14 protein-coding genes are annotated in these 12,614 nt (G+C 57.7%); 9 read left to right on the top strand and 5 right to left on the bottom strand.

Going from position 1 to position 12,614, the window contains the following annotated elements; translation table 11 throughout:
• Window positions 1-29: 29 nt before the first annotated feature.
• On the bottom strand, window positions 30-812 hold the full coding sequence (gene modE, locus RAC60_RS07205; protein ID WP_006118493.1) for a molybdenum-dependent transcriptional regulator: 783 nt from the start codon (window positions 810-812) through the stop codon (window positions 30-32).
• A gap of 141 nt (window positions 813-953) precedes the next feature.
• Here modE and RAC60_RS07200 point away from each other — a divergent pair, with 141 nt between their 5' ends.
• From RAC60_RS07200 to modC, 4 genes are all read left to right on the top strand, one after another.
• The gene (locus tag RAC60_RS07200) at window positions 954-1,109 is read left to right on the top strand and encodes an AcrZ family multidrug efflux pump-associated protein (protein ID WP_006118494.1); all 156 of its coding nucleotides are present in this window, start codon (window positions 954-956) and stop codon (window positions 1,107-1,109) included.
• 135 nt (window positions 1,110-1,244) lie between these two features.
• The gene (modA, locus tag RAC60_RS07195) at window positions 1,245-2,018 is read left to right on the top strand and encodes a molybdate ABC transporter substrate-binding protein (protein ID WP_375093162.1); all 774 of its coding nucleotides are present in this window, start codon (window positions 1,245-1,247) and stop codon (window positions 2,016-2,018) included.
• Window positions 2,015-2,710, top strand: a complete 696-nt coding sequence (gene modB / locus RAC60_RS07190) for a molybdate ABC transporter permease subunit (RefSeq protein ID WP_006118496.1) — start codon at window positions 2,015-2,017, stop codon at window positions 2,708-2,710. Before modA ends, modB begins: the two co-directional genes overlap by 4 nt.
• Entirely contained in the window at window positions 2,704-3,765 is a 1,062-nt protein-coding gene (gene modC / locus RAC60_RS07185) for a molybdenum ABC transporter ATP-binding protein ModC (RefSeq protein ID WP_006118497.1), read from the top strand. The genes modB and modC overlap by 7 nt, the downstream gene beginning before the upstream one ends.
• Before the next feature lie 34 nt (window positions 3,766-3,799).
• Here modC and RAC60_RS07180 read toward each other — a convergent pair whose 3' ends face one another.
• Window positions 3,800-4,618: a pyridoxal phosphatase gene (locus tag RAC60_RS07180; RefSeq protein ID WP_054687981.1), complete on the bottom strand. Its 819-nt coding sequence runs from the start codon at window positions 4,616-4,618 to the stop codon at window positions 3,800-3,802.
• Between the two features lie 155 nt (window positions 4,619-4,773).
• Between RAC60_RS07180 and pgl the strand changes: the two genes are divergently transcribed.
• Entirely contained in the window at window positions 4,774-5,772 is a 999-nt protein-coding gene (gene pgl, locus RAC60_RS07175) for a 6-phosphogluconolactonase (protein ID WP_006118499.1), read from the top strand.
• Window positions 5,773-5,821: 49 nt separating this feature from the next.
• Here pgl and RAC60_RS07170 read toward each other — a convergent pair whose 3' ends face one another.
• Together RAC60_RS07170 and bioA are read right to left on the bottom strand one after the other, a co-directional pair.
• On the bottom strand, window positions 5,822-6,298 hold the full coding sequence (locus tag RAC60_RS07170; protein WP_033737738.1) for a kinase inhibitor: 477 nt from the start codon (window positions 6,296-6,298) through the stop codon (window positions 5,822-5,824).
• Between the two features lie 73 nt (window positions 6,299-6,371).
• Entirely contained in the window at window positions 6,372-7,664 is a 1,293-nt protein-coding gene (gene bioA / locus RAC60_RS07165) for an adenosylmethionine--8-amino-7-oxononanoate transaminase (protein ID WP_375093161.1), read from the bottom strand.
• Between the two features lie 85 nt (window positions 7,665-7,749).
• Between bioA and bioB the strand changes: the two genes are divergently transcribed.
• Genes bioB through bioD form a run of 4 tightly spaced genes read left to right on the top strand, consistent with a single transcriptional unit; the run spans window position 7,750 to window position 11,339 of the window.
• On the top strand, window positions 7,750-8,781 hold the full coding sequence (gene bioB / locus RAC60_RS07160) for a biotin synthase BioB (protein ID WP_006118502.1): 1,032 nt from the start codon (window positions 7,750-7,752) through the stop codon (window positions 8,779-8,781).
• Window positions 8,781-9,932, top strand: a complete 1,152-nt coding sequence (gene bioF / locus RAC60_RS07155) for an 8-amino-7-oxononanoate synthase (RefSeq protein ID WP_033737737.1) — start codon at window positions 8,781-8,783, stop codon at window positions 9,930-9,932. The genes bioB and bioF overlap by 1 nt, the downstream gene beginning before the upstream one ends.
• On the top strand, window positions 9,916-10,671 hold the full coding sequence (gene bioC, locus RAC60_RS07150) for a malonyl-ACP O-methyltransferase BioC (protein WP_058701078.1): 756 nt from the start codon (window positions 9,916-9,918) through the stop codon (window positions 10,669-10,671). The genes bioF and bioC overlap by 17 nt, the downstream gene beginning before the upstream one ends.
• Window positions 10,668-11,339, top strand: a complete 672-nt coding sequence (gene bioD / locus RAC60_RS07145) for a dethiobiotin synthase (RefSeq protein ID WP_325991269.1) — start codon at window positions 10,668-10,670, stop codon at window positions 11,337-11,339. Before bioC ends, bioD begins: the two co-directional genes overlap by 4 nt.
• On the opposite strand, the gene RAC60_RS07140 is transcribed toward bioD, so the two are convergent.
• Window positions 11,340-12,062, bottom strand: a complete 723-nt coding sequence (locus tag RAC60_RS07140) for an ABC transporter ATP-binding protein (RefSeq protein ID WP_033737785.1) — start codon at window positions 12,060-12,062, stop codon at window positions 11,340-11,342.
• Window positions 12,063-12,614 lie beyond the last annotated feature (552 nt).

Here is a 12,614-nt window from a genome sequence, read left to right as displayed (position 1 = left end):
AACAGGGATGTCAAACCGGCCGGTGAAAATCACCGCAGTGAGGCAACAATCGCATGACTGGCGCTGAAGCTGGCGATAACATTCATGCCGATGTGAAGCTGACGCTGTTCCGTTTCACGGTTATCCAGCGTGGCACACAACGTTTCGCCACTGGGTAAGGTCATCAGCACTTCACTCACCTGCTGGCCTTTTTCGATAGCGGTCAGCGTTGCGGCAAGCTGATTCTCGGCATCAGTGGGCGCGGTATGCACACTGACCCACGGGGCCTTGATTAATACCAGCACCTCTTTTCCGGCGTGCAAATTCAGCCGTTCTGCGCTGCGCTCGGTCAGGGCAATGTTGAGCCGCGTCACGCCATCGGCAAGCAGAATCGTCAGATGCTGTATCACCTGCTGAGCATCATTGTGCACGACGGTACCAAACAGTTGATTACGTGCACTGGTTTGCAGGGAGGAGCGGGCGATAGCCGCGAGTAAGCTGTCGAGCGGCAGGGTATCCTGCTGCAGCGCATCGAAGGCATGTTGCTGAATCTTTTCCATCAGGCCAAACAGCTGTACCAGTCGTTCACCGTAGCGGGTTAACTGCGCGCCGCCACCGCCTTTGCCCCCGGTCGCGCGTGCCACGACTTCCTGCCCGGCCAGGTGGTTCATGTCGCTGATGGCATCCCAGGCGCTTTTGTAACTGATGCCCGCCAGTTTAGCGCCCTGACTGATGGAGCCGGTTTGCTGCACGCGTTGCAGCAAGGCAATGCGGCGGGGATCGGCAAACAGTTTCTGCTGCAGGCGAATATGAAGGGTGAGGTCGGCTTGCATGGTGGCTCCTGCAAAGGGTAAGTCGCGTGATCGGGCTGATGATAACGAGCTTTGCGCCTCAAAGTAAAAGCACGAAAAGGTCTGCGCAAATTTTTACTGAGCCGTTACAATCTCTTTTTTATCCGCAAAGTGGGACTTTCCATGCTGGAACTCATTAAAAGCCTCGCCGTGGCAGTGATTATGGTACCTGTGGTTATGGCGATTATGTTAGGCCTGATTTACGGTCTGGGTGAAGTGTTTAACCTCATTTCTAAAACGGGTCGCCGCGACAACACTAACGCCCGCTCTCAGCATTAATCCTCCTGCAACGTCCGTCTCAGCACGGACGTTGCTGTTTTACGTCCACGCTTTTCTTCCTCTTTTAATCATTTTGTCTGGCTGTCAGGCCGTTCGCTGTATTATTTTATATATAACGATCACTGGAGAAAAATCATGCGTTTAACCTTACTACATTCCGCAACTGCCGCCGTAATTGCCCTGTCACTGGCCGTTCCGGCGCTGGCAGCCGATAAAATCACCGTCTTTGCGGCGGCCTCACTGACCAATGCGCTTAACGAGATTGCGGCACACTATAAGAAAACACATGGGACAGAGGTGGTGTCGTCATTTGCCTCGTCGTCAGTCCTGGCCCGTCAGATTGAGCAGGGCGCGCCCGCCGATCTGTTTATCTCAGCCGATCAGCAGTGGATGGATGATGCGGTCGCGAAAAAAAGCATGATCGACACAACCCGCTATACCCTGTTGGGCAACGATCTGGTTCTGATAGCGCCACGCAGTGAGAACGCCAGGCCGGTAACGATTAACGATAAAACCGACTGGAAACGTCTGTTGAAAGGCGAACGTCTGGCGGTCGGCGATCCCGATCATGTGCCGGCGGGCATCTATGCCAAAGAGGCACTTGAGAAGCTGGGTGCCTGGTCTTCACTGTCACCTGTGCTGGCGCGCGCCAACAATGTGCGTGCCGCCCTGGCGCTGGTGGAACGTAATGAAACGCCTTACGGCATTGTGTACGGCTCTGATGCGGTCGCCAGCCAAAAAGTCCAGGTGGTCGGCACCTTTCCGGAAGACAGCCATAAACCGGTCGAATATCCTGTCGCGATTGTTAAAGATCACGACAACGCGGCCGTTAAGGCTTTTTATAACTACCTGAAAGGGCCGGAAGCGGCCGCAGTGTTTACCCAATACGGATTCACGCCTAAAAAATGATACTCAGTGATGTTGAATGGCAGGCCGTGATGCTCAGCCTGCAGGTCTCCGGCATTGCCGTCCTGTGCAGTCTGCCCTTCGGCATCCTTATGGCATGGGTTCTGGTCCGCTGCCAGTTTCCGGGTAAAGCGCTTCTGGACGGTGTGATTCACCTGCCGCTGGTGCTGCCGCCTGTGGTGGTCGGTTATCTGTTACTGATTGGCTTGGGCCGACGCGGCTTTATTGGTGAAAAGCTGTATGAATGGTTCGGCTTTAGCTTCGCGTTTAGCTGGCGCGGTGCGGCACTGGCGTCGGCGGTGATTGCCTTTCCGCTCATGGTGCGGGCCATTCGCCTGGCGCTGGACGCCGTGGATATCCGGCTGGAACAGGCGGCCCGGACGCTGGGCGCGGGCCGCTGGCGGGTCTTTTTTACCATTACGCTGCCGTTAACGCTGCCCGGTATTATCGTCGGTACGGTGCTGGCCTTTGCCCGCTCGCTGGGGGAATTCGGTGCCACTATTACATTTGTTTCCAATATTCCTGGTGAAACGCGCACGCTGCCGCTGGCGATGTATACGCTGATTGAAACGCCCGGGGCAGAAGGGGCCGCTGCGCGTCTGTGCGTTATCGCGGTGGTGCTGGCACTGGCCTCCTTGCTGGTGTCTGAATGGCTGGCGCAATGGGGCCGGAAACGGATGGGGGCCGGATGCTGACGCTCGATTTCACACAACGGCTGGGCGAACACGAGCTGGAAATCAACGTGACGGTTCCCGCCAACGGCATCACGGCAATATTTGGCGTGTCGGGTGCGGGTAAAACCTCGTTAATCAACGCGATTGGCGGGCTGACCCGGCCGCAGCGCGGGCGCATTCAGCTGCATGACCGTGTGCTGTTTGACGCCGAACAGCAGATTGCCTTGCCGCCTGAAAAGCGCAACGTGGGTTACGTTTTCCAGGAGGCGCGACTGTTTCCGCACTATCGTGTCCGGGGTAACTTACGCTATGGCCTGGCAGCCAGTATGAAAGGGCAGTTTGACACGCTGGTGGACTTACTGGGACTCGAACCCTTACTGGACCGTTTTCCGCTCTCGCTCTCGGGCGGCGAAAAGCAGCGGGTGGCCATCGGGCGGGCGTTGCTCAGCGCCCCTGATATCCTGTTAATGGATGAACCCCTGGCCTCGCTGGATTTGCCGCGCAAGCGTGAGCTGATGCCATATCTGCAAAAACTGGCAAAGCAGGTGGATATCCCGGTGCTGTACGTTTCTCACAGCCTCGACGAAATTCTGCAACTGGCCGAGACGGTGCTGGTTCTGGATCACGGCAAGGTGAAGGCCTTTGGCCCGCTGGAGCGGGTCTGGAGCAGCAGTGCGATGCGCCCCTGGCTGCCGGTCAGCGACCTGACCAGCGTACTGCGCGTTCAGGTGCTAGAGCATCATCCAGATTACCCGATGACGGCGTTATCGTTGGGCGATCAGCATATCTGGGTCAGTCGGGTAAATCAGCCGGTCAAAACGCCGTTACGGATACGGATTGCGTCGGCCGATGTTTCGCTGACGCTGCAACCGGCAAAACACAGCTCTGTTCGCAATGTGCTGCCGGCACAGGTGGTGGAGTTAATTGAGGTGGGCGATCAGGTGGAGGTTAAGCTGCGCATCGGTATCAGCGAACTCTGGGCGCGCATCTCTCCCTGGGCCCGGGACGAACTTAACATTCGCCCGGAGCAGTGGCTGTACGCGCAGATTAAAAGCGTCTCTGTCACACCGGAATGACCCGCTGAAACCGTGCTCATCGGGTCAGTGAAACTTACAGAACGAGCTGATAAAGCGTCTCGGCAATGCCGGTTTCCAGATTCGTACCGATGACCCTCTTCGCCCGGGCTTTAATGGCGTCATCCGCATTGCCCATGGCCACGCCCAGCCCCACCGTTTCCAGCATGCTCAGATCGTTGTAGTTGTCGCCAAAGGCAATGACGTCCTGCATTGTCAGCCCGATGGATTCTACCCACTGCGCCAGGCGCTTGCCTTTACTGTTACCGCCGCGGGCAACGTCGACCTGATCGTGCCAGGACCATTCGCAGGCCAGACCCAGCTCGTCTTGCGCACGCTGCGCAAACTGCTGCAACGCTGCTGTGTTGTCGTGAGACAGGGCAAACTTCCAGATCGACTGCGCCTCTCTGGCGGCCTGCGCCAGGCTGTCCACCTGTTTGAACACCGGACGCTGATGTGGAGGTAATGACTCACTCCATTTCAGCGTACGAATCACATGGCCGGTCGGCGTTTGATAGAGCATCGCATCGTCCACATACAGCAGACCGTGAATATGATGTTCATCCAGCATCTCGATCACACGTACCGCAACGTCGGTATCCAGCGGATCGGCAGCCAGGACTTTTTTCGCCGGATAATCGTACAGGTAGGTCCCGTTACAGCAGATGGCGGGCGTATCCAGATTGAGCGTCTGGTAGAAAGGATGAATGGCACAGTGATGGCGTCCGGTCACGATAATCACCTTGATGCCCGCTTTGCGCGCCTGGGTAATCGCTTCTGTGGATTGGGGCAGAATGGTTTTCGTCGGGGTCAACAGCGTGCCGTCAAGGTCGAGGGCGATTACACGATAGCTCATTAATCCTCTCATCTGGATAGGTTAGCGAAACAGCAAGTCTACACCTGACTGTGGCCCGGAAACAAAAATCAGGGCACAAATCATTCCAGCGAGACAGAAAAAAACGCGCTACAGTGACCTGCAGAACAACATGAGTCAGCGAAAAAGGAGAATACATGAAGCAGGTTGTCTACACCGCCAGTCCCGAGAGTCAACAAATCCATGTCTGGCAGTTGAACGATGAGGGCACCTTGACGCTACTGCAGGTAACGGATATCGCCGGTCAGGTTCAGCCTATGGTGGTCAGTCCGAAAAAAGATTTCTTGTATGTGGGCGTGCGTCCGGATTTCCGCGTGCTGGCCTTTCGTATTGCGCAGGATGGCACCTTAACGGAAGCGGGTCAGGCGCCGTTGCCGGGCAGCCCCACCCACATCTCCACCGATCACGCTGGCCGTTTCCTGTTTTGTGGCTCCTACAATGATGCCTGCGTCAGCATCAGCCCCATCGGCGCTGACGGTGTGCCCCAGGCTCCGAGCCAGGTGATCGACGGTCTGGCAGGTTGTCACTCGGCGAACATCGATAATGCCGACAGCACGTTATATGTGCCCGCGCTCAAACAGGATCGCATCTGCCTGTTTAACCTCGGGGCGGACGGTCAGTTAACGCCGCATTCCCAGCAACAGGTCACTACGGCAGAGGGCGCGGGCCCGCGTCATATGGCGTTTCATGCCAACGGCCAGTACGCCTACAGCGTTAATGAACTTAACAGCACGGTCGAAGTCTGGTCACTGAAGAATGCACACGGCAAAATGGAATCGGTGCAAACGCTCGATATGATGCCGCCTGATTTTACCGGTACGCGCTGGGCCGCCGATATTCACCTGACGCCGGACGGACGTTTCCTGTACGCCTGCGATCGCACCAGCAGCACCATTACGGTGTTCAGCGTGAGTGAAGATGGCGCGCTACTGACGGTGGAGGGGTTCCAGCCGACCGAAACGCAGCCGCGGGGCTTCAATATCGACCACACGGGCCAGTATCTGGTGGCGGCAGGACAGAAGTCGCATCACATTGAGGTATACCGCATTACTCAGCCGCAAGGGCAACTTGAACCTGTCGGCCGTTATGCCGTTGGACAGGGTCCAATGTGGGTTGTGGTACATCAGCTGGCTTAACGTTCAGCGTTGCCGCTCCCGGGCGGGAGCGGCAGAAGAGCAAGCGCAATCAGACGTAATGAACGGTCAATGACGCGCTGGCTAACACGTGAAAATGCACGTTGAAGCCCACCATCGCGCCGCTGGCACCTGCATCGACCTCAATGCTCTCCACATCCAGCGCATGGACGCTAAAAATGTAGCGGTGCGTTTCACCCGCCGGTGGCGCGGCCCCGCCGTACCCGGCCTGGCCGAAATCTGTGCGGGTTTGCACGGCACCTGCAGGTAAGGCGGCTTTACCGGAACCCGCACCCTGCGGCAGCGATGTGGTATCGGCCGGAAGATTGGCAACCACCCAGTGCCACCAGCCTGAGCCGGTCGGGGCATCAGGATCGAAACAGGTCACGACAAAACTTTTTGTGCCTTCCGGCGCGTCTTCCCAGGCAAGATGCGGTGACACATTTTCGCCCTGATAGCCCATCCCGTTGAAAACATGCTTTTCCGGCATTTTGTCGCCGTCGTGTAAATCCTGACTATAAACTCGCATCACATCTCCTTGGGTTTATGGTGACTGCGTCTTCATCTTAACCAAAACCGCCTGGACGTCCAGCCTTCAGGGCTCAACGCAGAAAATGACCGGGGTGCGCCAGGGCTGCGGCCATGGCCTGGATCAGCGTATCCAGTGCTTCAGGCGCGATGATATAGGGCGGCATCAGGTAGATCAGACGACCAAAGGGCCGAATCCAGACGCCCTGACTGACGAAAAACTGCTGCAGGGCGGCCATATTCACTGGACGGTGAGTTTCTACCACGCCAATCGCGCCCAGCACACGAACATCGGCTACCGCTGGCGACTGGCGCAGTGGCGTCAGTCCCGCCTGAAGCTGACGCTCGATAGCGCTGACCTGCCCGCGCCAGTGGCCTTCCTGTACCATTTTCAGGCTCTCCGCCGCCACGGCGCACGCCAGCGGATTGCCCATAAAGGTTGGGCCATGCATAAAGCAGCCCGCCGGACTGCGGCTGATGGTATCGGCGACATCACGTGTGGTCAGCGTGGCGGCCAGGCTCATCGTGCCGCCGGTCAGGGCTTTTCCAACGCACAGGATGTCCGGTGTGATCGCCGCATGTTCGCAGGCAAACAGCATGCCGGTGCGGCCAAAGCCCGTGGCGATTTCATCAGCGATCAGCAGGATGCCGTAACGATCACACCACTCGCGCACCTTCTGCAGGTAGCGCGGATGGTAAAAACGCATGCCGCCCGCGCCCTGTACGATGGGCTCCAGAATCACCGCGGCCAACTGATGCTGATGCTGTTCGATCAGCCGGGCGAAATCCTGAAAATCTTCTTCATTCCAGGCCGCGTCAAAACCACATTGCGGCGCCTCGGCAAAGTGGTGCTCGGGCAGATAGCCGCGCCACAGGCTGTGCATGGAATTATCCGGATCGCACACCGACATCGCCGCAAATGTATCACCGTGATAGCCACGCTTAAGGGTTAAAAACTGCTGACGCGTTTCTCCCCGACCCAGCCAGTATTGCAACGCCATCTTCATTGCCACTTCGACGGCAACGGAGCCGGAGTCTGCAAGGAATACGCACGCCAGCGCGTCAGGTGTCATCGCCACTAACTGACGACACAGCGCCACCGCGGCGGGATGCGTAATCCCGCCGAACATCACGTGGGACATCTGGGCCATCTGCTGCTGCAGGGCCTGGTTCAGGCGTGGATGGTTGTAACCATGAATCGCCGCCCACCAGGAGGACATCCCGTCTACCAGTGTGCGCCCATCCGCCAGCTGCAGCGTGTAACCCTGTGCCGCCACGACCGGGTAACAGGGCAACGGTTGCTGCATGGAGGTGTAAGGATGCCAGATATGCTGGCGATCGAATTCGGCGTCCTGAAGCGTAAACATCGTAGTTGTAAACCAAAATAAAAAGATTTAGTTTACAAGTATAACCACGTTAACTGTCGGGATGACACCTTTTTTGGAGTACGTAATGTCACAACGTTGGACGCTAGCCCAGGCACAGGCCCTGTTTGAACGCCCGTTTCTTGAACTGATGTTTGAAGCACAGCAGGTACATCGGCAGCACTTCGATCCGCGTCAGGTTCAGGTCAGCACGCTGCTGTCGATTAAAACGGGTGCCTGCCCGGAAGACTGCAAATACTGTCCGCAAAGTGCCCGCTACAAGACCGGGCTGGAATCAGAGCGCCTGATGGAGGTGGATGAGGTCCTGCGTTCGGCGCAAAAAGCGAAAGCGGCCGGATCCAGCCGCTTCTGCATGGGCGCGGCGTGGAAAAACCCCAGCGATCGCGATATGCCTTATCTGGAAAAAATGGTTGAAGGCGTGAAAGCAATGGGCATGGAAACCTGCATGACGCTGGGAACGCTGAGCGACAGCCAGGCCCAGCGTTTAGGTCGCGCCGGGCTGGACTTTTATAACCACAATCTGGATACCTCGCCGGAGTTTTACGGCAACATCATTACCACGCGCAGCTATCAGGAGCGACTGGATACGCTGGGCAAGGTGCGCGAGGCCGGTATCAAGGTCTGCTCGGGCGGGATTGTTGGCCTGGGCGAAACGGTTAATGATCGCGCAGGGTTGCTGGTGCAACTGGCCAACTTACCGACGCCGCCGGAAAGCGTGCCGATCAACATGCTGGTCAAGGTGAAAGGCACCCCGTTGGCAGACAATGACGATGTCGAACCTTTCGATTTTATCCGCACGATAGCCGTCGCCCGCATCATGATGCCTGCCTCGCACGTGCGTCTGTCGGCGGGCCGCGAACAGATGAATGAACAAACCCAGGCGATGTGTTTTATGGCCGGGGCTAACTCGATTTTTTACGGCTGCAAGCTGCTGACCACGCCAAACCCGGAAGAAGACAAAGATATGCTGCTGTTCCGCAAGCTCGGACTGAATCCGGAACATACCCAGACCGCCCATGGCGATAATGCGCAACAGCAGCAGCTCAGTGAGCAACTGCTCAATGCCGACACAGAAAAATTCTATAACGCGGCGCTGTAATGGGCTGGCCGCAACGCATACAGCAGGCGCTCGCGCAGCGCCGTGCTGAAGAGGGCTGGCGCGAACGGCGCGTAGTTGACGCCAGTCAGACGCGCCTGATCCGCTATGCAGGCCGGGATTATCGTCACTTTTCCAGTAATGATTATCTTGGGTTAAGCCAGCATCCGGCGGTGATTGCCGGATGGCAACAGGGCGCGGCACTGGCCGGGGCGGGGGCAGGCGCATCCAGCCATGTCACCGGTTTCCAGGCTCTTCATGCCACCCTGGAAGCGCAACTGGCCGGGTGGCTGGGTTATCCCCGGGCATTACTGTTTATTTCCGGCTTTGCCGCCAACCAGGCGGTCATTCACCTGCTCGCCGGGAAAAACGATCGCATTCTTGCTGACAAGCTGAGCCATGCCTCGTTGCTGGATGCTGCAAGTCACAGCCCTGCGCAACTGCGTCGTTTCGCCCATAACGATCCGGACAGTCTGGCTGTGCGACTGAGTGCGCCCTGTGAAGGGCAAACGCTGGTGGTCACGGAAGGGATCTTCAGCATGGATGGTGACAGCGCGCCGTTACAGACGCTGGCGGCGCAGTCGCGTGAGGCAGGGGCCTGGTTACTGGTTGACGATGCGCACGGCATTGGCGTCACAGGTGAGCAGGGGCGCGGCAGCTGTTGGCAACAGGGCATTAAGCCCGAACTGCTGGTGGTCACCTTCGGTAAAGCCTTTGGCGTCAGCGGCGCGGCATTGCTGTGTGATGACGCGACGGCCGACTATTTTGTGCAGTTTTCGCGCCACCTCATCTACTCAACCGCCATGCCGCCAGCACAGGCCAGCGCGTTACTGGCCGCCCTGAAACAGGTGCAGGCAGGCGATGGACTGCGCCAGCGCCTGAGCCGCAACATTGCCCATTTCCGCCGGGGCGCCTCCTCCTTGCCCTGGTCGCTTATGCCGTCATCCAGCGCCATCCAACCGTTACTTGTTGGCGATAACGCCCAGGCGATGGCCTTGTCGGCCCGTTTAGCCGAAGCCGGTTGCTGGGTCAGCGCGATTCGTCCGCCTACCGTACCGCCGGGCACGGCACGTTTGCGCATCACGCTGACCGCCGCGCATCAGCCAGACGATATTGATGTCCTGCTGGAGGCACTTCATGACGCTGCACATTGATAAACGTGCCGTAGCCAGAGCCTTTGGGCGCGCGGCGTCGTGTTACGACAGGCATGCCGAACTGCAACGGATCAGCGGGGATGCGCTGCTGGCATGGGTGCCTGCTCAAACCGGTCCACAGGTGCTGGATGCGGGCTGTGGCACCGGCTGGTACAGCCGGCTATGGCGCGACCGGGGGAAACAGGTCATGGCGCTGGATCTGTCGCCGCAGATGTTGCATCAGGCCCGGCAAAACGCGGTGGCGCATCATTATCTGGCGGGCGACATCGACGCACTGCCGTTAGCCGATCAGAGCATTGACCTGTTATGGAGCAATCTGGTGGTGCAATGGAGCGACGATTTGCCGGCCGCGCTCAGACAGTTTACGCGGGTACTAAAACCCGGCGGCTGTATGCTGTTTTCAACGCTGAGCGCGGGATCGCTGCATGAGGTTCACGAGGCCTGGTCGCATCTTGACGCGCATGTGCACGCCAACCGCTTTCTGCCGGCGCAGGCGATCGCCGCGGCCTGTGCTACACAACGGCTGCGCTGTCACGCGCAAACCGTCACCCTGCATTTTCCCGATGCGCTCAGCGCCATGCGCTCTCTGAAGGGCATTGGCGCAACGCATCTGCATGTCGGACGGGCCGATTATGTGCTGACGCGTCGCCGTCTGGCACAGCTTGAAGCTCACTGGCCACGGGACGAACAGGGTTTCCGCCTCAGTTATCATTTGATGTATGGAGTAAGTGAATCATGACACGCTGGTTTATCACCGGTACCGATACAGAAGTCGGTAAAACCGTTGCCAGTAGCGCCCTGCTGCAGGCGGCGAGCGCAGCAGGCTACCGCTGTGCGGGCTACAAACCGGTGGCCTCGGGCTGTACGTTAACCGCAGAAGGCATCCGTAACAGCGATGCGCTGGCGCTGCAACGTTACAGCAATGTGCCGCTCTGCTATGAGCAGGTGAATCCGCTGGCCTTTATGGAGCCGACATCGCCGCATATCGTCAGCGCAGAGGAAGGCAGGCCAATTACCTTTTCAACGCTATCGGCAGGGCTTCGCGAGCTGGAGCCGCTGGCTGACTGGATTCTGATTGAAGGCGCGGGCGGCTGGTATACGCCGCTGTCTGAGACGCAAACCTATGCCGACTGGGTTGAGGCTGAACGGCTACCGGTGATTTTGGTGGTGGGTGTAAAACTGGGCTGTATTAATCATGCCATGCTGACCGCCGAGGCGGTAAGGGCGCGTGGACTGCGACTGGCTGGCTGGATTGCCAACACGGTTCAGCCGCCCGGCCAGCGCTATCAGGCATACCTCACGGCCCTGAAGGAGCGCCTGCCCGCGCCTTGTCTGGGTGTCATTCCCTGGTTAGCGGATGACAGCCAGCAGGCGGACTGTGGTCACTATCTGACGCTACCGGATTAATCACGCCATCGTCAGCCATTTATCGAGCGTACCGTCATCCAGCAGGGTGACGTTACCCTGCGCCACATTACGCCCGCGATGCAACAGCAAAAAGCTGTCAGCGACGCGCCGAATCAGGGAAACCCGCTGCTCCAGCAGCAGAATCGTCAGGCCGTAATCCCGGTTAAGACGCCGAATCAGGTTACCCATCTCTTCTTCCAGCCAGGGCGCCATGCCATCGGCGGGCTCATCCAGAATCAGCAGGCGTGGCTGTAATACCAGCGCGCGGGCAAGGGCCAGTTGCTGCTGCTGGTAAACCGGCAAATCCCCGCTGCGCTGTTGACGCAGTGAATAGAGAGCCGGCAGAAGATCAAAAATCATTTCCGGGATAGGCCGGTGATTTTCGCGCGATTCAGCGCCTGCCAGCAGGGCAATCAGTAAGTTATCTTCTACGCTCATCTGCGTGAAAATATGTCGTCCCTGTGGCACGTAGCCAATGCCCTGGCGTGCACGTTGATCGGCAGGCTGCGACAGCAGGTCCTCTGGCGGCGAGCCATCCTGCTGCCAGCTAATCGTGCCGCTGTTGATGGGAAGCTTACCCATGATGCAGTTCACCAGCGTGGTTTTTCCCATGCCGGGACGTCCCAGTATGCCGGTACAGGTGCCGGGGGGCAGGTCAAGGTCCACATTCCAGAGAATATGATTTTTTCCGTAAAACTGATTCACCGACCGTAAACTTAGCATCTGACGCGCTCCTTCCAGATAATTAACCTGAATGTTTTGCTGCTCATAACGGGTAAATCGCACTACCAGAATAGCAGGGCTATGACTGCTGCTGTGGCGCATGACATCCTGATCACAGAGCATGCAATTACCGGGCCAGAGTCGGAGTGAACGAAGTTTGCGCGCTTAACATGCGGAATTTTGACGGTTTAAATATAAGTAAAAGTGAACAATTGACGGGCGGGACGACTGCGCAGCGCGATGAGGGTGCAGGAAAAATGAGCGTCAGGTGCAGTTGCCCATAAATGGCGCAGGCAGTCTGCTGTAAAAAACAGCAACCTGAAAAGCCAGACGATCAACGTTGAATGCGCGCCATGCATCGCGCTAAAACAACGCTATTGGCGTTAAAAATTTCGCTAAAAAAAATTTTTTTTCATCAAAACGCGGCGGCAGAAAAAATTATGCACAGCCGATATTCCAAGGCCTCTCATCAGTTATCCACTATTCCTGTGGATAACCTTGTGCATTAGATAATGAAAACAGGTTAGAAGCGAGGAAATACGCGGCCTGGTC

The organism is Pantoea sp. BR_17 (genome assembly GCF_041955125.1).
Lineage (GTDB): Bacteria > Pseudomonadota > Gammaproteobacteria > Enterobacterales > Enterobacteriaceae > Pantoea > Pantoea stewartii.
The sequence above is the reverse complement of the archived record's forward strand: the minus strand, read 5'-3'. Positions and strand labels throughout refer to the sequence as shown.